Genomic DNA, 18,490 nt, shown 5'->3' on the forward strand with positions numbered 1-18,490 from the left:
CCCCGCGGTTCTCGTGGTGGGGTGGGGGGTTGGGGGCCTTTCCCATACCCAAGGGGGGCTCTTTCGCGGCCCCGCTGTCGTCTGTCTCCGGGAGCGCAGTCGCCAGCACCCCGCAGAGCAGAGCCGACTGGAACGCCGGGTGCTGCGCCTCGCCGCGTCCCGAACCGCGGATTGCCCCGTGAGGAGAGAGCAGCCGGGCGGCGGCGTGCCAGGCTGGAGCCATGGATCTGGAACAGCAGCGCGCGCTCATGCGCAGCGGCGAGATGTACGACGACCTGACCCCGGAGCTCATCCGCGCCCGGGAGGCGGCGGTGCTGGCCGCGACGACCTACAACGAGAGCTTCTCGAGACCTCCGCAGGAGAGGCTCGTCCTGCTGCGCGATCTGATCGCGCATGCGGGGCAGCGCGCGCACTTCGAGCCGACGTTCCGCTGCGAGTTCGGCTTCGGGATCTCCGTGGGCGATGATTTCTACGCGAACTTCGACTGCGTCATGCTCGACGGCGGGGGCATCACCATCGGCGATTCGGTGCTCCTGGGGCCGCGGACGAGCATCTTCACGTCACAGCATGCGATCCACCCCGAGGAGCGTGCCGCCGGGGCCTGCTGGGCACGCCCCGTGGCCATCGGGGATCAGGTCTGGATCGGGGGCTCGGTGGTCATCAATCCGGGCGTCACGATCGGTGACGGGGCGATCATCGGCTCCGGGAGCGTCGTCACGCGGGATGTCCCGCCTCGGACGATCGCCGCAGGAGTGCCGGCCCGCCCGCTGCGGGAGGTCACCGAGGCGGACCGCACGGGATGGACACCCTCTGCCGGCGGATGAGTCCTCCGGCGCGGACGGGCGGCCGCCGAGCCGCCGTCGCCCGGGAGCGTGCGCCGAGCGCGCGGCCGCGCCATCGGCGCGTCGGACGCGATGGGCTCAGGCGAGCCCGTCGAGGAATCCGAGGAGGGCGGCGGTGAACTCCTCCGGTGCCTCCATGGGCGGAGTGTGTCCGACGCCGGGGATCGTGATCAGCCGGCCCTGGGGGAGGGCCGCGGCCATCCTGGCCCCCGCGCCGCCGTCGAAGGCGTCCTCGGAGCCGACGACGACGAGCGCCGGGATCTCGACGGCCGGCAGGAGCTCGGTGAAGTCCCGGCGATCCGCGCGGCCGCGCATGGCCGCCGCGGAGCCGTCGGCAGGTGCTTCCGCGATCATGCGGCGCACCGCCTCGGCGGCCTCGGGCCTCTCGTCGATGGTCTGCTGGGAGACCATGGCACCCAGCACCTTCTCCGCGTAGGCCTCCATGCCGTCGGACAGGATCCCGTCGGCGCCGACATTGCGGCGGCGACGCCCGGCGAGGTCCTCGGCCTCCGGGACGGTGTCGCAGATGACCAGGCCGCGCAGCCGCTCGCCGTGCTGCGCGGCGAACTCCATGGCCACCTGCCCGGCCATGGAGAACCCGAGGACCACCGCTCGCTCGATGCCGAGTCGCTGCAGGAGGGCCTCGAGGTCGTCGGAGAACTCCTCCGTGTAGACGATGCCGGGCGTGACGGAGGAGTCCCCGAAGCCGCGCAGGTCCGGCGCGATGACCCGCCAGCCGGCCTCGACGAGCGCCGGGATCTGGGCGTTCCACATGGAACGGTCGTAGGCGTGGCCGTGCAGCAGGACGATGACCGGGCCGGAGCCCTCGTCCGTGCAGGCGATGACGGTGTCCTCGGCGATCTCGAGGGTGCGGGTCTGCGAGCTCATCGTCCTGGAGCCTCCTGAGGCGTCGGGTCGGCCTCCGGCGGAGGGCCGCGTCGGGTCGGTGCCTGATGCCCAGGCTACTGCCCGGCGTGCCCCGACCGCCCGCGCTGTCGTCCCGCGGAGATAGCCTCAGGTCATCGAGACCGATCCGGTGATCGGAGCGGCACGGTTCCCGGCCCCGCCCGAGCCGGCGGGTCCGGGGAGGCGACAGCGCGGGCGACGGGCGAGGAGGTGCGCGACATGGCCAGGATCAGCAGGCTCAGGGGGCCCGGCGGCCCGGAGCTGTTCACGCTGCCCCGCGAGCCGCGCGAGATCGCCCCGGGGGCCGTCCATGTCCCGGACTGGCTCGACCTGGCGGAGCAGATCGCCCTGGTCGAGCGGTGCCGCTCATGGGTCAGGGGCGTGCACCGGATGCGCCACCAGGTGATGGCCGGCGGGGGCGTCATGTCGGTGCAGTCGACCGTGCTGGGCAGGACCTGGGGACGCCCCTGGGCTCCCATGGCAGGACGTGCGACGGAGACGACGCCGGGCGCCGCGTCCGCAGCCGATGCCTCATCCGGGCATGGCCGGGAGGAGGTGACCGGGGAGCTGCTGCCGCAGCCGCTCGTGGACCTCGGGCGCCGGGGAGTCGCGGCTGCCTACGGGGGCGATTCCCCGGAGGCGGCGTCGTTCGAGCCCACCACGGCGCTGATCAACTTCTACGATGCCGCGGCGGCGATGGGGATGCACCAGGACCGGGACGAATCGGGCCCGGAGCCGATCGTCTCGCTGTCCCTGGGGGATGCGTGCATCTTCCGCTTCGGCGGTCCCGAGTCGCGCAGCCAGGCCCACCAGGACGTCGAGCTGCGCAGCGGGGACCTGTTCGTCTTCGGGCGGGCTTCGCGGTGGGCCTATCACGGGGTGCCGGCGGTGCGCCCCGGCACGGGTGATCCGGCCCTGGGCATGCGCGGCGGAGGACGGCTGAACATCACCATCCGGCGCACCCAGCCCTCGGCGGATCACGGCATCGGATCCGGGACGGCACGGCTGCGCCGTCCCGGATCCCTCGCCGGTCCCGCGACACCGCATCATGAACGGGACGCCGCCGGGCACGACACGACGACAGGAGGCCACCGTGGAGATCGAGACCGGGCCGCAGGCGATCGAGGCTGAGCAGGGCTCCGAGCGGTTCACCGACGCCTACCGGCTGCTGGCCGAGGAGCTCGCCTCCGGAGTCGCGGTGGTGTCGGCTCGGCATCGCCGCCGCGATCACGCCGTGACCGTCACAGGGTGGCTGGACGTGTCCTACGACCCGCCCACCATGGCCGTGAGCCTCTTCGACGAAGCGCGCATCTGCGACGCCGTGGAGGCCTCGCCCACATGGGTCCTCAGCGTGCTGCGCCGGGACCAGGAATCGATCGCCACCTGGCTCGCCTCGCCGGGCAACCCTGTGGACGGTCTGCTGGACAGCGTCCCGTTCCGCCGCTCGCCCGTCGGAGGCGCCGCCGTGCTCGACGCCGCGCCTGCCTGGTTCGAGCTCGAGACCGAGCAGATCCACACCGCGGCCACGCACCGCCTCGTCGTCGGCCGGGTCGTCGCCATGGGGCGCGGGGGTCCGAGCGGAGCCGGCCCGGAGCACTCCCGGGGAGGCCCGCTCGTCCACTGGGGGCGGGGGTTCCACGGCCTCGACGGCTGAGCAGGGCCCTGACGCGGCGCGGAATCTTCCGCGCGGGGACTCGTGTTGTCGAGTATGACGCAGGCTGCCCGGAGCGCGCAGCGCATGTGGGAGCCTGAACGGCAGAGACAACGAGCGGCACCGAGCTCTGCGGCGGTCGGGGCCGCTGCGGAGGCCGGTGAGCGGCGGCATCGCCCGCCTCCCGCCGGAAGCAGCGGCGCCGCGCCATCGGGAACCGGCGCAGGAAAGGGAGTCACATGTCGGATGCAGCAGGCGGCGGTGCGACCGTCCAGGAGGGGCACGAGGCGGAGGAGCGCACGGCCGAGCTCGCGGACTTCGTCGTGCCCCCGTCCCGGCTGGAGGACACCTCGAGCCTCAAGGGCGGATTCGGCGCCATCTTCGGCAGCCACCCGGCCGGCGTCGCCGTCATCACCGCCGAGGGCCCGGACGGCCCGGTGGGGCTGACCGCCTCGTCGCTGTCCTCCGTGTCGGCCGAGCCGCCGATCATCGGGTTCTCGCTCCAGGCGCGCCGCGGCTCGGCGGCCCTGGTGGCCGAGGCCGAGACCCTGCTCGTGCATCTGCTGGACTCCTCCGACGTCGCGATCGCCAAGGCCTTCGCGACGCACGGGGCTCCGCGCTTCGGCGACGCCATGAACTGGCGCCGCCTGCCCACGGGCGAGCCCCTGCTGACGGACGTCGGGCGGGTCATGCGGGTCGAGCCCCTGGCTCGGATCAAGGCCGGGCCGGCCCTGGTCTTCAACTGCGGGGTCCTCGAGATCCTGGGCTCCGAGCCCGCCGGCGCCCCGCTCGTCTACCACCAGCGGCAGTTCCACAGCCTCTCGGAGAGCACCGTGGCCGAGTACCAGATCTGAGGGGGCGGGACGACACGGGCCCGCGCCCGTCGCCGAGAAGACCTCCGAGAATGTTGTTGACACGTCACGTGGACGCGCGTAAGTTGAGTGATGTATCAAGCAGTTGATCGCGGCGCAGCCGGGATCAGCGCAGCGACCCGCAGCGGCACGACCGCTGCCGACAGGAGGAATCCCATGAGCACCCTTGATCGTCTCGTCCCCGGCGTCTGGACCTTCGACCCCGCGCACTCCGAGGTCGGCTTCGTCGTCCGCCACGCCGGCATCTCCAAGGTCCGCGGCACGTTCCACGATGTCTCCGCCGAGTTCGTCGTCGGCGAGCAGCTCGAGGACTCGACCCTCGACGCCGTCATCAAGACCGCCTCGGTCGACACCGGCGACGAGAACCGCGACGGCCACCTGCGCACCGCCGACTTCTTCGACGTCGAGAGCAAGCCGGAGATGACCTTCCACGCGACCGAGTTCAGCCTCGGCGGCGGCGAGGGCACGATCACCGGCGATCTGACCATCAACGGCGTGACCAAGTCCGTCGTGCTGGACACCGAGTTCAACGGCGTCGTCGTGGACGCCTTCGAGGCCACCCGCGCCGGCTTCGAGGCCACGACCACGATCTCCCGCAAGGACTTCGGCCTGACCTGGAACGCCGCGATCGAGGCCGGCGGCGTCCTGGTCTCCGACAAGGTGGTCATCAACCTGGACGTGGCCTTCACCGCGCCCCAGGGCTGATCGCACGGCGCACCCGGCCGACTGCGCTCGCGACGGCGGCCGAGGTGCGCAACGACAGGAGGCAGCGCCCGCCGGCGGCGGGCGCTGCCTCCTGTCCGGCTCTCGATGTGCGGGCGCCGCAGCGGAGTCCTGCCAGCGCGGGGCTCCTGAAGGACGCGGGAGCTCAGCGCACGGACGTGACGACCCACCAGATCAGGGGGACCAGGACGACGAGCAGCAGGGTGAGGCGTCGCAGCCGCACCTCGAGCTGCGCGGCTCCGCGGGAGGAGCTGCGGGCCTCCTTGGCGATCTCGTCCCTCAGCGGCTCCGGGTCGGACGCCCGCGCCTCGGCATCGGCCTGGGAGGCCGACCGGTGTGCCTCCGACCCGCCGGCCGTGCGGCGGGCGTCGTCCTGGGCATCGGGGGCGCCGGAGTCGTCGACGGGGGTCACCGCCACCTCGTCGTCATGATCAGTCCGACCATCATCAGGCCGATGCCCACCGCGACGTTCCAGTAGCCGATGCCGGGGATCGGATAGCTGAAGTCCAGCAGGTACCACAGGATGAGCCAGAGCAGGCCGATGACGATCAGCCCGAACATGATGATCTTGTACCAGACCGGGGTGGGGTCGGCGTCCGGCGCGGTGCCGCGGGCCGAGGCCGAGATCTCCTCGGCGAGCTCCTCCGCGTCGCGGTCCTCATCGGCCTCCTCGCCCGAGGCGATGCGGGCCTCGCGGTCGGCGGCCGCGGCTCGCTGATCGCGCTCCCACCGGCGGCGCTGGGCTTCGGGGAGGGCCTCGACGGCCAGGCGGGTCAGCTCCTCGTCGACGACCGGTGCGGCGGTGGAGGACTGGGCGGATCCCGACACCGCCGAGGAGCCGCCGCGCAGGCGGCGCTTCTTGGACTGGGACACGTGTGCAACCTCCTGCTGGATGAACCGGGCCGCGACCGGACCGCGCGGACGGGCCCGCGGTGCGGCGTCGTCATGGAACCCGCTCGGATGTCGGCCGGGCCGAGAACGCGGCCCATACTAGCCCCAGGTCCCATGCGGCGACCGTGCACCGGCCGTGCACCGCCCGTACGGGCCCGCAGCCGCACGCGCCGGGTGCGCGCCGGTCTGCCCCCCCCCGACGTTTCCGCGTCAGCACCCCCGAGAGGCCAGCGTGAGCACTGCAGAGCCCACAGGTCCCCGTCGCCGGCACCCGGCCGGGGCCGCCGTCGTCTCCGTGATCGGCGAGCTGCTGCTGACTCTCGGTGCCGTGGTGCTGCTCTACGTCGTCTGGCAGCTGTGGTGGACCAATATCGAGGCCGACAGCGTCCAGAGCGAGGCGGTCGGCGAGATGACCCGCAGCTACGACGGGCCGCTCGAGCCGGCCCTGGGCGAGGTCCCGGACGCGACCGCGGTGGGCGAGCCCGTCGTCATGGACGAGGGGCCCGTCGGCACCGAGATCGGCGTCGTCTACATCCCGCGGCTGGGCCAGGACTACTCGCGTCCGGTGATCGAGGGCACGACCTCCCAGGTGCTCGACACCCTGGGGCTGGGCCACTACGAGGGGTCGGCCATGCCCGGCGAGCAGGGCAACTTCGCGGTGGCGGGCCACCGTCAGACCAACGGCGCGGTGCTCGACGCGATCGACACGCTGCGGGAGGGGGACCGCATCCACGTGCGGACCGCCGATGGCTACTACACCTACCGCTACGCGCAGACCCGCATCGTCGGCCCCGAGGACACAGCGGTGATCGCCCCGGTCCCGGGGGAGCCCGAGGAGCCGGCCGACGGGCGCTACATGACGCTGACGAGCTGCCACCCGCGCTACGGCGACACGGAGCGGATCGTCGTGCATGCGGAGCTGGAGTCCTGGCGCCCGAACTCCGCCGGGCCGCCGCCCGAGATAGCCCGGACCGTCCGGCACGACGCCGAGGGCGTCTGAGACAGGAGAGCACCCGTGTACGCCTGGATCTTCCGCCATCTCCCCGGCCCCTTCGCCGTCAGGGTCCTGCTGCTCGTCGTGCTGATCGCGGCAGCGATCCTGGCGCTGATGCAGTGGGTCTTCCCCTGGATCCAGCAGGAGTTCTCCCCGCTGCAGGGCGAGATCACCGTGGACACTCCGCCGGCCGCGCAGCAGTAGCCTGGGGAGCCGAAGACCATCCCTTCCGCACCAGGAGGCCAGGCATGACTGTGAAGATCCTCGTCGTCGACAACTACGACAGCTTCGTCTACACGCTCGTGGGCTATCTGCAGCAGCTGGGGGCCGAGACCACGGTGGTGCGCAACGACGAGCTGTCCGAGACCGAGATCGGCGAGCTGGCCGAGCGCCACGACGGGGTCATGCTCTCCCCGGGCCCCGGTGCCCCCGCGGACGCCGGGGTGTGCGCCTCGCTGGTCCGCGGCAGCGAGCGGACGGGCCGGCCCCTCTTCGGCGTCTGCCTGGGGCATCAGTCCCTCGGTGAGGTGTTCGGCGGGAGCGTCGGCCATTCCGAGCAGCTCATGCACGGCAAGACCTCCGAGGTCCATCACGACGGCGCCGGGGTGTTCGCCGGCGTCCCGTCCCCGTTCACCGCGACGCGCTACCACTCGCTGAGCGTGTCGCCCGAGGGCATCCCCGAGACGCTGCGGGTGACCGCCTGGACCGAGGACGGGCACATCATGGGCCTCTCCCACCGCGGGGCGCCCATCCACGGGGTGCAGTTCCACCCGGAGTCGGTGCTCACGGAATCGGGGCACCTCATGCTCGGCAACTGGCTGGAGATGTGCGGGCTCGAGGGCGCGGCCCGCTCCGCCGCCGGGCTGTCGCCGCTGCTGGCCCGCTGAGGGCGCCTCCTGCCCGAGAGATGACGACGAGGGGGCCTGCGCTCGGATCGAGCGCAGGCCCCCTCGTCGTCACGGCACCGTCATGCGGTGCCGGGCCGTGTCATCGCCCCGGCCCCAGGAGCAGGCGCAGGGCTCAGCACCGCGCGGGCCCTGCTGCGGGACTCAGGACTGCTCGGCGCCGGTCGGGGCTCCGCCGGAGGGCGAACCGCCCGCGCTGCCGGAGCCGCCGGAGGACGCGCCGCCGGTCGGGCGGCCGGCAGCCTGCTCGGAGCCGGAGCCGGAGCCGGTGTCGGCCGTGGCCGGGGCCTCAGCCGGCTGTCGGGACCCGGTGGCCGCGGCGCTCGGTGCGGGCTCACCTGCGCCGGGATCGCCCGAGCCCGGCGCGCCGGCGTCCGTGTCGCCGCCGGTGTTCCCGCCCGGGGTGCTCCCGGTGTCGCCACCCGTGTCACCGCCGGTGCTGCCGCCCGGAGTGTCGCCGCCCGTGCTGCCGCTCGGCGTGTCCCCGGTGTCGCCACCCGTGTCACCGCCGGCGTCTCCGCCGGTGTTGCCGCCGGTGTTCCCGCCCGGGGTGTCGTCGGCATTGCCGCCCGGGGCGCCGCCGGTGCTGCCGCCCGTGTCGCCGCCGCTGCTCCCCCCGGTGCTGCCGCCCGGGGTGTCGCCGCCGGTGTTGCCACCGGAGCCGCCGCCCGCGTTCCCACCGGTCTCGCCCCCGGAGCCGCCACCGCCGTCGCCCGTCGAGGACCGGCCATCGGCAGGGGCCGCCGCGACGGTGATCGTGATGGTGCTGCCCTGGGACACGTCGTCGCCGCCGTCCACGGACTGACGCACGACCGTGCCGGCCGGCTGGTCCGTCGTCTCCGTCTGCGCGACGGCCGTCTCGAGCTGCGTGTCGTCCGCGGCCAGGCGGTCGCTCGCCTCCTCCTGGGTCATGCCCGTGACGTCGGGGACCGTGACGCGCCCGGTCGACAGGGCGATGCCGACCGATGAGTCCCGGGCGACCTCTTCGCCGCCCTCGGGATCGGTGGCCACGACCATGTCGGCCGGGACATCCGGGGAGTTCCGGGTCCGGGTCTGCTCCTCCGGCTCGAGCCCCGCCGCGGAGATCATCTCGCGGACGTAGCTCTCGGACTGGCCCTCCAGGTCCGTGGGAACCGTCACGGCCTCGCTGCCCTCGGAGACCGTGAGGGTGACGGTCGAGCCCTCATCGACCTCCGAGCCCTCGCCGGGCTCGACCGAGACCACGTGATCGCGCGGCACATCGGTGCTGAGCTCCTCCTCGACCTCCACGGAGAGCCCGGCGTCGTCGAGCTGGCTCTGCGCCTCGTCGGCCTCGACGCCCACGACCTCGGGGATCTCCACCGAGTCCGGGCCGCGGCCGAACCAGAGGAAGGCCGCGATCGCGGCGCCGGCCAGGAGCAGCAGCGGGATCAGCCAGAGCAGGGGAGCGCGGCCCTCCCGCTCCTCGTCGCGCGCGGCCGCCGGGCGGCTGCCGCGCGGGGCATCGGGATCGAGCTCGGGCCCCGGGCCCGCCTGCGGCTCGTCGGCCGAGGACCTGATCGTGAAGACGGGCGCGGCCGCCGAGGCATCGGACCCCTCGCCGGCCGGCCCGGCCGCCTGGGCTGCGCCCGCGGCCGCTCCGGCGCCCAGCCCGGCGCCCGCGGCGACACCGGCCACCTGGGTGTGCGGACCGTCCTGGTCCTCGGACCCGATCCGGGCCCGATCCTGCGCGCCGGTCTGCCCGGAGCCCGTGCCGGCGCCGGCTGCCGAGGCGCCCAGGGCGGAAGCCCCGCCGACCGGGCGAGTCATCGTGGTCGCATCGATCTCGCTGACTCCGCGCAGGCCGATGACGGCCTGGCGCATCTCCTCCGCGGTCTGGAACCGGGCGTCCCGGGGCTTGGCCAGCGCCTTGCCCATGAACTCGTCGAAGTCGGGATGCAGCTGCGGTGCGAGGCTCGACGGCTGCGGCGGCGCGTCGCGGACGTGCTGCGCCGCGATGTCGACCGAGGCCTCGCCCACGAAGGGCGCACGCCCGGTGAGCATCTCGAAGAACACGCAGGCGGCCGAGTAGAGGTCGGAGCGGGCGTCGACGTTCTCGCCCCGGGCCTGCTCGGGGGAGAGGTACTGCGCGGTCCCCAGGACGGCCTGCGTCTGCGTCAGGGCGGCCTGGGTGTCCTCGACCGCGCGGGCGATGCCGAAGTCCATCACCTTGACGCGGTTGTCGGGCGTGATGACGACGTTGGCGGGCTTGATGTCCCGGTGGACGATGCCCGAGCGGTGGCTGTAGGCCAGCGCGTCGAGGATGCCCTCCATGGCATGCACGGACTCCTCCGTGCTGAGCCGGTCCTCGCGGATGAGCTGGCGCAGCGTCTGGCCCGGCACGTACTCCATGACGATGAAGGGGCAGGCGACATCCGAGGGCACGTCCGGGGGGATCTCGCCGGTGTCGTAGACGGACGTGATGGTGTGGTGGTTCAGCCCGGCGACCGCCTGGGCCTCCCGCTGGAACCTCTCCTGGAAGGAGTCGTCGCGCGCGAGCTCGGGCTTGAGGACCTTGATCGCGACATCGCGGCCGAGCCGCCTGTCGGAGGCCAGGTACACCGTGGCCATGCCGCCGCGTCCGATGGTCTCCTTGACCTCGTAGCGGTTGTTGATCAGCTCGGGGATGGGGGACTGCTCCATGATCAGCCTTCCGCCGGCAGCGACTCGGCGGCATCGGCCGCCGGGGCGGCGCCTGCTGCGGTCTCTGCGGTCTGCTCGGTCTCGGTCTCGGGGCCGCCCGGCTCCGGGGACGAGGGGGCCGGGGCGGCCGCGCTGGGCTGGGCCGCCTCCGAGGTCGTCGGGGAGGGGCCCGCGCCATCGGCGCTGCCCGCGACGTAGAGGTCGACGGAGGAGCCGACCTCCACCTCCTCGCCGCCGCCGGGCTGCACCCGCACGACGTCGCCGTCGTCCTGGGCGTCGGTCTCCTCGTAGTACACGTCGACGTTGACGCCCAGGCCGGTGATCTCTCCCGTCACCTCGCCGGCAGGGCGCCCCGTCAGGTCATCCGGGAGGGTCACCATCTCGGGCCCGCTCGAATGCGTCACGGTCACGGTGTCCCCGGGGGACAGGGTGCCCGCGGGCGAGACCGCCAGGACCTCCCCCTCCGGAGCGCTGCCGGCCTGGGCCACCTGCTCCACGTTGAGCCCGCGGGCCGTCAGATCCGCCACGACGTCGTCGACGTCCTGGCCGATGAGGTCCTCGGCGACGACCTCGACGGCGGCCGCGCCCGGCTGGGTCGAGGACGAGGCCGACGACGTCGACACGGTGCCCTCGGGCGCTCCGGACGTCTGCCCGCCGGACATCAGCAGAGCCGTCAGAAGGCCGACCACGGCCAGTGCGAGCACGACGACGAGCCAGATCAGGAGGCGGCCGGAGCCGGCGCCCGAACCGCCCGCGCTCGCGGAGCTGCCGCCGCGTCCTCCCGCCGGCGACGCCGGGGCGGCGGGGTTGCCGGTTCGGTCCGGGCTCGCGGAGGTGCCCGCGGCCGGGGGCACGGCGTCGATGGCGGCGGTCGCGTCGTCGGCCCGGTCCCCGGCGCCCCGTGCGGAGGCCGCGGTGGCTCCCGCGGCTCCGGCGGCTCCGGCGGCGCCCGCCGCCGCGGCGCTCGAGCCGCGGGAGCGGGGGCCGCCGTCGTCCGAGCGCGGGGACCGGCCCTGATCCAGGAAGGGGCGCATGCCGGGGACGGCCGCCGCGGCCGCCTCGAGATCCCCGCGCCGGATCGCGTCCACGGCGCCGGCCAGGGCGCCCGCCGTGGACGGGCGGTCGGCCGGGTCCTTGGCGAGCATCGACATGATCAGCGCGGCGGCGCCGGCCGGGATGTCCTTGGGCAGGGGCGGCGGGGGATCGTTGACCTGCGCGAGCGCGATCGCGATCTGCGAGTCCCCCGTGAACGGCCGCTTCCCGGCCAGGCACTCGTAGCCGATGATGCCCAGCGAGTAGATGTCGGAGGAGCCCGTGGCCGTCTGGCCGGTGGCCTGCTCGGGCGCCAGGTACTGGGCGGTGCCCATGACCTGCCCCGTGGCCGTGAGGGGCACCTGATCGGCCACGCGCGCGATGCCGAAGTCGGTGACCTTGACCCGCTTCTCCGGTGTGATCATGAGGTTGCCCGGCTTGACGTCGCGGTGCACCAGGCCCTGCGCGTGGGCGGCGGCCAGTGCGCGGGCGGTCTGGCCGATGTAGTTCAGGACGTCGTCGACGGGCAGCCGCCGGTCGCGGTCGATCAGGTTCGACAGCGGCTCCCCGGGCACGAGCTCCATGACCAGATAGGCGGAGCCGTCGTCCTCGCCGTAGTCGTAGACGTTCGCGACGCCGGGGTGGTTCAGCAGCGCGGTGTGCCGGGCCTCCGCGCGGAAGCGCTGGAGGAAGTTGGGATCGCCGTTGTACTCCTCCTTGAGGATCTTGACGGCGACGATGCGGCCGAGGACCTGATCCTTGGCCTTCCACACCTCGCCCATGCCGCCGATCGCGATGCGGTCGGTCAGGGCGTACCTCTCGCCGAGGACGGTCTTCTTGGACGGTCTCATCGATTCAACACCGCCTCGAACATTCGCTGGGCACTGGGGGAAGTCAGGGTGGACGCAGTGGAGACGTCGACGTCCTCGAACACGACGGCGATCGCGATCTCCGGGTCGTCGGCCGGGGCGAAGCCCGTGAACCAGGAGTCGGTCAGCCCGGATTCCGATCCGATCTCGGCCGTGCCGGTCTTGCCGGCGACGGAGTGGCCGGGGACGGCGGCACCGCGTGCGATCCCATTGTCCACGTCGGAGACCATCAGTTCCTCCACGGTGTCCGCGACGTCCTTCGATGTCGCCTGGTTCATCTGCTCGGGCTCGAAGCCCTGGATCGCGGAGAGGTCCGAGGAGCGGACCTGGTCGACGGCCTGGGGCTTCATGAGCACTCCGTCGTTCGCGATCGCCGCCGAGACCATGGCGACCTGCAGAGGGGTCGAGCGGACGTCGTACTGGCCGATGGATGCCATGGCCAGCTCGGCATCGGTCATCCCCGTGGGGAACGACGACGGCGTGACGTCCATGGGGATCGCGATCTCCTGGCCGTAGCCGAAGTTCTCGGCCGTCTGGGCGATCCGCTCCTCGCCGAGGTCCATCGCGATCTGCGCGAACGGCACGTTGCACGAGTTCTCCAGCGCGAACTGCAGGTCCGCGACGTCGCGGGCGTCGCACGGTCCGCCGCGGTAGTTCGGCAGCGAGATCGAGGTGCCGGGCAGCTCGAGCTCGGCGGGGTTCGGGATCTCGGTGTCGGTCGTGTACTCGCCCGACTCCAGCGCGGCCACCGTGTCGATGATCTTGAATGTCGAGGCCGGCGAGTAGAGGTCGCCGCCGATCGCCCGGTTCGTCATGGGATCGGCGGGATCGCTGTGGTAGGCGTCCGCGGCGGCCACGACCTCCTCCGTGTCGTGCGAGGACATGGCGTTGGGGTCGAAGTCCGGGGACGAGGCCATGGCCAGGATGCGCCCGGTGTCCGGCTCGAGCGCGACGATCGAGCCCTGGCGCCCCTGCAGGGACTCGTCGGCGATCTGCTGCAGCTCGGGGTCCAGGGTGGTCTCGACGGAGGCGCCGGTCTGGTGATCGCCGGACAGGGTCGACATGACGCGGTCGTAGAACTGGTCGTCGGAGGAGCCCGAGAGCTCGTCGCCCATCTCCTTCTCCAGGCCCGTGGCCCCGTAGACGGGCGAGAAGTACCCGGTCACCTCGGAGTAGAGGTCCCCCTGCGGGTACTCGCGGGCGTAGGCGTAGTCGCCCTCCGCCGGCACGGAGCGCGCGATCTCCTCGCCGCCGGCCAGGATCGAGCCGCGGTCGCGGCCGAACTGCTCGTAGAGCGAGCGGGTGTTCCAGGGATCGGCGGCCAGCGAGCGCTGCTGGAAGAACATGATCGACGTGAGCGCCAGCAGCAGCACGGCGAACATCGCGACGGCTGCCAGCCAGACATGGCGGATCGAGCGGTTCACGGCCGGCCTCCTCTCTCGGGCTCGTCGCGGCGGCGATCGACGGGGCGGATCTCGGTGGGCTCGTCCTCCGCGGCGGGCCAGGACCCCTTCGCGGCCTCCGGCCGCTGGGAGTCCGGGGGGCCGGGGGCCGCTGCGGGGCCGTGGTCCCGGTCGGCGGAGCCGCGCTGCTCCCGCCGGGCCCGGCGGCGCTCGGCCCGCTCGGCGCGCGCCCTCTCCTCGGACCGGGCCCGCTCGGCGTCCTCCTGCTCGTGGGCCTCGAACTCCGCGATCTCCGCATCGGTGGCGGGCCCGTGGACGAGCGGGCGGCGTGCGGAGTGCGAGATCGCCAGCAGGATCGCCACGATCATCCAGTTCGAGAGCATCGACGAGCCGCCGGCGGACATGAACGGGGTCGTGAGCCCGGTCAGCGGGATGACCCGGGTGACGCCGCCGACCACGACGAACAGCTGGATGACCATGATCGAGGCCAGGCCCGCGGCCAGGAGCTTGCCGAAGGTGTCCGTCGTGCCCAGCGCGGCGCGGAAGCCGCGCGAGGCCAGCAGGAAGAAGAGCACGAGGATCGCGCTCACGCCGATGAGCCCGAGCTCCTCGCCGAAGGCGGCGATGATCATGTCCGAGTTGGCGTAGGACACCAGGTCGGGACGGCCCTGGCCCCAGCCCTGCCCGAACAGCCCTCCCGAGGCCAGCCCGAAGATGCCCTGGACGATCTGCCGCGAGCCGCCGACCGGCGCCTCGTAGATCTCCGGGTCGAAGGCGTGGATCCAGGAGTCCAGGCGGGCCGCGACGTGGCCGAAGGTCTGCGAGGCGACCACGCCGCCGGCGGCGACGAAGATCAGGCCGAGGATGATCCAGCTCAGCCGGCCCGTGGCCAGGTACAGCATGGCGACGAAGAGCCCGAAGAAGAGGATCGCGGTGCCGAGGTCGCGCTGCAGGACGAGCACGCCGATGGACACGAGCCATGCGGCGAACAGGGGCGCCAGATCGCGGAAGCGCGGCAGGTGCAGCGGGCCGATCTTGGGTCCGGCCAGCAGGATGACGTCGCGGTTGGTCGAGAGGTAGCCCGCGAAGAAGATCGCCAGGGTGATCTTGGCGATCTCGCCGGGCTGGAAGGTGCGCCCGCCGATCGAGATCCAGATCCGGGCGCCGTTGATCTCGGTGCCCAGCCCCGGCAGCAGGGGCAGGACCAGCAGGATCGCCGAGGCCAGCAGCGAGATGTACGTGATCCGACGCAGCGCGCGGTGGTCCCGCAGCAGCACGAGCACGATGGCCGCGGCCGCCAGGCCCACGCCCGTCCACAGGACCTGGCTGGACGCCGCCGTCGAGTCCATGAGCAGGTCGATCCGGTGGATCATGGCCAGGCCCAGGCCGTTGAGCGTGACCACGATCGGCAGGATGTACGGGTCGGCGTACGGGGCCCGCAGCCACAGGATGACGTGCAGCAGCAGAGCACCGCCGCCGAGCACGACGGCCGTGCGCAGGACGTGGGCGCTGTCCTCCGCGAAGCGCTCGGGGTCCACCAGGAAGTTCGCACCGACCCCCAGGGCGAGCGCGAGCAGCAGCAGCGCGAGCTCCGTCAGGCGCCGGCGGCGCTGCTGCGGCTCCAGCGCGGGGCCGGTTCCGGCGGCCGCGGTGCGGGCGGGGGCGGTCGTCGACATCAGCCCTGCCCTCCGTCATCGGCGCCCGCCGTGGCGGCGGGGGCGGACTCCTCCGCCTCGGGGAAGCTGACCGTTCCGGTCTCTGAGGGAGAGGGCTCGTCCGCGGGGCTCTCGCCGTCCGAGGCCTCCTCCTGCTGCTCGCGGTCGAAGCGGTCGGCGTCCGAGCGCAGTCCCAGCACGATGCTCTCGGCCTGGCCGAGATCCTCTGCGGCGATGGTGGATTCGACGCGGGAGCGGGCGTAGCCGGGGAGGTCGTCGACCGGGAGGTCGGTGGTGCGCTCGATCTCCGACAGCGAGATCGGGCCCAGGCTCTGCGAGATGCCCTGGTAGATCGCCACGTGGGACCCGTCGGAGCCGACGTAGTACTGCTCCCGGACCCAGTTCTGCGCCAGGAGCCCGGCCACGACCAGCGCGGCGATGACCACGAGGCCCACGAGCGCCCCGACGACCCGGCCGCGGCGCCGCGCTCCGCGCCCGCCCAGCGCGGAGTCGACCTCCGCGATGTCCGTGAGGCTGTCGGCGGCGGACGTGCGCACGAGCGTCGCGCGGCGCGCGGCCGCGGAGTCGCTGACCGTGGGGATGCGGCCGGTCTGCGTGGCATTGGCGGCCGCGCCGACCAGCACGTGCGGCAGCTCGTCGAGCCCCCGGCGCAGCTCGGCGGCGCTCGAGTCCCGGGGCCCCGGCCCGTCCTCGTGGTCGGGCTCGGCGGCCGCCCACGGCGCGGGCGTCTCGGGGGCCTCGGAGCCCCGGTCCGGGGCGGAGGAGCGGGCCCGCTCGGTGAGCTGATCCGAGGTCAGCGCCTCGTCGGGGTCGGGCACGGCCCCCGTGGGCTCCGTGTCGATCGGGGAGAGGTCGGCGGCGTCGACGACCTCCAGCACCGCGACGGTGACGTTGTCCGGGGCGCCGCGCTGGAGCGTGGCGCGCACGAGGGTCTGGGCGATCTCGTCGAGCTCTGCGTCGGAGCGCAGGAGCTCCTCGATCGCCGACGGCTTGACGACGGCGTTGAGGCCGTCGGAGCACAGCAGCCACCGCTCGCCGACGGCGGCGTCGTAGACCTCGGCCTCGAGCTCGGGGGAGGCGTCGACATCGCCCAGCACGCGCATGAGCACGTTGCGATGGGGGTGCGTCTCGGCCTCCTCCGGGCGCAGCCGGCCCTCCTCGATGAGCCGCTGCACGAAGGTGTGATCGGTCGTGATCTGCTCGAAGGCGTCCCCGCGCAGGCGGTAGGCGCGGGAGTCGCCGATGTGGCACAGCGCGATCTGGTCGCCGTCGATCAGCAGCGAGGTCACGGTGGTGCCCATCCCCGCCAGCCGCGGCTGCTGGCGCACCAGCTCGGCGAGGTTCTGGTTGGCGTTCTGGATCTCGTCGGCCAGCTCCGTCACGGCGCGGCCGGCGTAGCCGTCGCGGTCCAGGTGCGTCAGGTCGATCACGGCCGAGGCGGAGGCGACGTCGCCGCCCACATGGCCGCCCATGCCATCGGCGACGACGGCCAGGTGGCGTCCGGCGTAGGCGGAGTCGTCGTTCTTGGAGCGGATCCTGCCCACATCCGAGCGGGCCGCGAAGCGGAAGGCGAGGGCCATGCGTCAGGACCTCAGTTCCAGCACGGACTTGCCCACGCGGAAGGGCCGTCCGGCGTCCACGGCCGCCGCGCGCGTCAGACGCTGCTCGTCGAGGTAGGTGCCGTTGGTCGAACCGAGGTCCTCGAGGAACCAGCGGGAGCCCTGGGGGAAGAGGCGGGCGTGGCGCCCCGAGGCGTAGTCGTCCTCCAGCGGGATGTCGCAGTCGGGGGAGCGGCCCATGGTCGCGGGGGCGCTGCCGAGCTGATGGGCGCGCCCGGCCGTCGGGCCGTCGAGCACCACGAGGGTGCCGGGAAGGCGGCGCGCGGCGGGCTCGGCGGCCGCGCCGGCGGGCCCGGGCCGGCCCCGGCCGGAGGCGCTGCGCCCGGCGGGACGGCGGCGGCGGTCCACGGACAGGTCGCGGCCCTGCGTGAGGACCACGGCGATGATCATGGCCCACAGCAGGGCCAGGAAGCCGAAGCGCAGCAGCGTGACCGTCAGCTCAGACATTCTTCCGGTTCCTCCTGGGGGCCACGAGCCGGAAGACGATGCGGGTGCGGCCCATCTCGATGACCGCGCCGTTGACGAGCTCCGTGCGCCCGCGCAGGCGCTCGCCGTCCACGAGGGAGCCGTTGGTCGAGCCGAGGTCGACGGCCAGCCAGTGCTCGCCCTCGCGTCGGATCTCGAGGTGCTGGCGGGACACCCCGGTGTCCTCGACGGTGACGTCGGCGCTCGAGGAGCGGCCCAGCACCACGGAATCGGCCTCGATGCTCAGGCGCTGGCCGTCGACATCCAGCACGGGGATCCAGTGCTCGGGGGTGCGGTGGGGAGGCTCCCACTGCTCGCGCAGCGGCCGGCCGGCGGCCGGGGCAGGACGCGGGGCCTCCCGGGCCGCGGAGGGCGCCGGCGCCGCGTCCTCGGCGCTGGTGCGCCGCGCGGAGGAGATGATCTCGAAGCGCCCGCGCTCGATCTCGGGGCTGCGGGTGAAGGAGACGCGCACCGAGCCCTGCAGCGTGTAGGCCTGGGAGCGCGCGTGCTTGATGACGACCTCGCACAGCTCCTCGGCCAGCGGGGTCCCCCACTCCTGGGCGCGGGGGAAGTCCTCGTCGGAGAACTCCACGACGAAGTCGTTGGGCGCCATGGTGCGGCCGGCGGAGATGGTGAAGGAGTGCTCGTCGAGCTCGCGGCGCAGGGCGCTGGCGATCTCGACGGCCTCGATGCGGCGGCTCGACCCCGTGGAGAACGCGGTGCGCACGGCTCTCTCGATGCCGCGTTCCAGATTGTCCAGGAATCCCATGCGCCCTCCTTCCACGGTCGTCGGGTGCGCCGGTCGCTGCCGCGGGGGACAGCGTGCTCCCGATGCGTCTCGGGCCGCCAGGGTGCAGATGTGCTCCCAGGATAGTAGACGGTATCCGGCGCACCGCCTCGGGGCATCGCGAGCAGAGGTCATCCAGCCACACCAGGATGGGCGTCCGGTGTGCCGGACATGGACGTCCGCTGAGCCGGGCG

The 18,490-nt window shown here is 73.2% G+C and carries 17 protein-coding genes and 2 pseudogenes; 9 read left to right on the forward strand and 10 right to left on the reverse strand.

Translation table 11 applies throughout. The features are described 5' to 3' along the window. Positions 1–248: 248 nt before the first annotated feature. Together FSY66_RS13155 and FSY66_RS13160 are read left to right on the forward strand one after the other, a co-directional pair. Positions 249–389 (forward strand): annotated as a pseudogene (locus FSY66_RS13155) (maltose acetyltransferase domain-containing protein); the annotation flags it as partial. 234 nt (positions 390–623) lie between these two features. Continuing rightward, positions 624–735 (forward strand): annotated as a pseudogene (locus FSY66_RS13160) (DapH/DapD/GlmU-related protein); the annotation flags it as partial. 185 nt (positions 736–920) lie between these two features. Here the strand turns inward: FSY66_RS13160 and FSY66_RS11280 are convergent. Beyond that, positions 921–1,730, reverse strand: coding sequence for an alpha/beta fold hydrolase (locus FSY66_RS11280; RefSeq protein WP_144795007.1), 810 nt, complete (start codon positions 1,728–1,730; stop codon positions 921–923). A gap of 237 nt (positions 1,731–1,967) precedes the next feature. Between FSY66_RS11280 and FSY66_RS11285 the strand changes: the two genes are divergently transcribed. From FSY66_RS11285 to FSY66_RS11300, 4 genes are all read left to right on the forward strand, one after another. After that, on the forward strand, positions 1,968–2,879 hold the full coding sequence (locus FSY66_RS11285; protein ID WP_144795009.1) for an alpha-ketoglutarate-dependent dioxygenase AlkB: 912 nt from the start codon (positions 1,968–1,970) through the stop codon (positions 2,877–2,879). Next, positions 2,842–3,402, forward strand: coding sequence for a flavin reductase family protein (locus FSY66_RS11290; RefSeq protein ID WP_144795011.1), 561 nt, complete (start codon positions 2,842–2,844; stop codon positions 3,400–3,402). Before FSY66_RS11285 ends, FSY66_RS11290 begins: the two co-directional genes overlap by 38 nt. Before the next feature lie 236 nt (positions 3,403–3,638). Next, positions 3,639–4,253, forward strand: coding sequence for a flavin reductase family protein (locus FSY66_RS11295; protein WP_144795013.1), 615 nt, complete (start codon positions 3,639–3,641; stop codon positions 4,251–4,253). A 174-nt stretch (positions 4,254–4,427) separates the two neighbouring features. Then, entirely contained in the window at positions 4,428–4,976 is a 549-nt protein-coding gene (locus FSY66_RS11300; protein ID WP_144795015.1) for a YceI family protein, read from the forward strand. A gap of 163 nt (positions 4,977–5,139) precedes the next feature. Here FSY66_RS11300 and FSY66_RS11305 read toward each other — a convergent pair whose 3' ends face one another. Further along, positions 5,140–5,406, reverse strand: a complete 267-nt coding sequence (locus tag FSY66_RS11305; protein WP_144795017.1) for a hypothetical protein — start codon at positions 5,404–5,406, stop codon at positions 5,140–5,142. After that, positions 5,403–5,867 carry a cell division protein CrgA gene (locus FSY66_RS12970; protein ID WP_260853666.1) on the reverse strand — a complete coding sequence of 155 codons (465 nt, stop codon included), beginning with the start codon at positions 5,865–5,867 and terminating at the stop codon, positions 5,403–5,405. The genes FSY66_RS11305 and FSY66_RS12970 overlap by 4 nt, the downstream gene beginning before the upstream one ends. A 250-nt stretch (positions 5,868–6,117) precedes the next feature. Between FSY66_RS12970 and FSY66_RS11315 the strand changes: the two genes are divergently transcribed. The 3 genes from FSY66_RS11315 to FSY66_RS11325 are packed head-to-tail and all read left to right on the forward strand — an operon-like array spanning position 6,118 to position 7,766. Beyond that, positions 6,118–6,885, forward strand: coding sequence for a class E sortase (locus FSY66_RS11315; RefSeq protein WP_144795020.1), 768 nt, complete (start codon positions 6,118–6,120; stop codon positions 6,883–6,885). 15 nt (positions 6,886–6,900) lie between these two features. Continuing rightward, positions 6,901–7,083, forward strand: coding sequence for a hypothetical protein (locus FSY66_RS11320; RefSeq protein WP_144795022.1), 183 nt, complete (start codon positions 6,901–6,903; stop codon positions 7,081–7,083). Positions 7,084–7,127: 44 nt separating this feature from the next. Beyond that, positions 7,128–7,766, forward strand: a complete 639-nt coding sequence (locus FSY66_RS11325; RefSeq protein ID WP_144795024.1) for an anthranilate synthase component II — start codon at positions 7,128–7,130, stop codon at positions 7,764–7,766. Positions 7,767–7,928: 162 nt separating this feature from the next. Here FSY66_RS11325 and FSY66_RS11330 read toward each other — a convergent pair whose 3' ends face one another. From FSY66_RS11330 to FSY66_RS11360, 7 genes are read right to left on the reverse strand one after another with little or no spacing between them, the layout of a single operon-like run. Then, positions 7,929–10,445 (reverse strand): protein kinase domain-containing protein, encoded by a 2,517-nt coding sequence (locus FSY66_RS11330; RefSeq protein WP_144795026.1) that lies wholly within the window; start codon positions 10,443–10,445, stop codon positions 7,929–7,931. Positions 10,446–10,447: 2 nt separating this feature from the next. Further along, positions 10,448–12,328, reverse strand: coding sequence for a protein kinase domain-containing protein (locus tag FSY66_RS11335; RefSeq protein ID WP_144795028.1), 1,881 nt, complete (start codon positions 12,326–12,328; stop codon positions 10,448–10,450). Continuing rightward, positions 12,325–13,770 (reverse strand): peptidoglycan D,D-transpeptidase FtsI family protein, encoded by a 1,446-nt coding sequence (locus tag FSY66_RS11340; protein WP_144795030.1) that lies wholly within the window; start codon positions 13,768–13,770, stop codon positions 12,325–12,327. Before FSY66_RS11340 ends, FSY66_RS11335 begins: the two co-directional genes overlap by 4 nt. Further along, positions 13,767–15,425 (reverse strand): FtsW/RodA/SpoVE family cell cycle protein, encoded by a 1,659-nt coding sequence (locus FSY66_RS11345; RefSeq protein ID WP_144795032.1) that lies wholly within the window; start codon positions 15,423–15,425, stop codon positions 13,767–13,769. The genes FSY66_RS11340 and FSY66_RS11345 overlap by 4 nt, the downstream gene beginning before the upstream one ends. Continuing rightward, complete coding sequence (locus FSY66_RS11350; protein WP_144795033.1) at positions 15,425–17,005, reverse strand: PP2C family protein-serine/threonine phosphatase; 1,581 nt, start codon at positions 17,003–17,005, stop codon at positions 15,425–15,427. The genes FSY66_RS11345 and FSY66_RS11350 overlap by 1 nt, the downstream gene beginning before the upstream one ends. A gap of 3 nt (positions 17,006–17,008) precedes the next feature. After that, positions 17,009–17,491, reverse strand: coding sequence for an FHA domain-containing protein FhaB/FipA (locus FSY66_RS11355; protein WP_144795035.1), 483 nt, complete (start codon positions 17,489–17,491; stop codon positions 17,009–17,011). Further along, the gene (locus FSY66_RS11360) at positions 17,484–18,278 is read right to left on the reverse strand and encodes an FhaA domain-containing protein (protein ID WP_144795037.1); all 795 of its coding nucleotides are present in this window, start codon (positions 18,276–18,278) and stop codon (positions 17,484–17,486) included. The genes FSY66_RS11355 and FSY66_RS11360 overlap by 8 nt, the downstream gene beginning before the upstream one ends. Between the last annotated feature and the right edge of the window lie 212 nt (positions 18,279–18,490).

It is taken from the genome of Kocuria palustris (assembly GCF_007666205.1).
In the GTDB taxonomy this organism is placed as follows: Bacteria; Actinomycetota; Actinomycetes; order Actinomycetales; family Micrococcaceae; genus Kocuria; species Kocuria palustris_A.

Coding starts and splice junctions, on each gene's coding strand:
- FSY66_RS11285 (WP_144795009.1), top strand. CDS start 1,968: ATGGCCAGGATCAGCAGGCTCAGGGGGCCCGGCGGCCCGGAGCTGTTC.
- FSY66_RS11350 (WP_144795033.1), bottom strand. CDS start 17,005: ATGGCCCTCGCCTTCCGCTTCGCGGCCCGCTCGGATGTGGGCAGGATC.
- FSY66_RS11345 (WP_144795032.1), bottom strand. CDS start 15,425: ATGTCGACGACCGCCCCCGCCCGCACCGCGGCCGCCGGAACCGGCCCC.
- FSY66_RS11355 (WP_144795035.1), bottom strand. CDS start 17,491: ATGTCTGAGCTGACGGTCACGCTGCTGCGCTTCGGCTTCCTGGCCCTG.
- FSY66_RS11295 (WP_144795013.1), top strand. CDS start 3,639: ATGTCGGATGCAGCAGGCGGCGGTGCGACCGTCCAGGAGGGGCACGAG.
- FSY66_RS11300 (WP_144795015.1), top strand. CDS start 4,428: ATGAGCACCCTTGATCGTCTCGTCCCCGGCGTCTGGACCTTCGACCCC.
- FSY66_RS11330 (WP_144795026.1), bottom strand. CDS start 10,445: ATGGAGCAGTCCCCCATCCCCGAGCTGATCAACAACCGCTACGAGGTC.
- FSY66_RS11325 (WP_144795024.1), top strand. CDS start 7,128: ATGACTGTGAAGATCCTCGTCGTCGACAACTACGACAGCTTCGTCTAC.
- FSY66_RS11360 (WP_144795037.1), bottom strand. CDS start 18,278: ATGGGATTCCTGGACAATCTGGAACGCGGCATCGAGAGAGCCGTGCGC.
- FSY66_RS11335 (WP_144795028.1), bottom strand. CDS start 12,328: ATGAGACCGTCCAAGAAGACCGTCCTCGGCGAGAGGTACGCCCTGACC.
- FSY66_RS11280 (WP_144795007.1), bottom strand. CDS start 1,730: ATGAGCTCGCAGACCCGCACCCTCGAGATCGCCGAGGACACCGTCATC.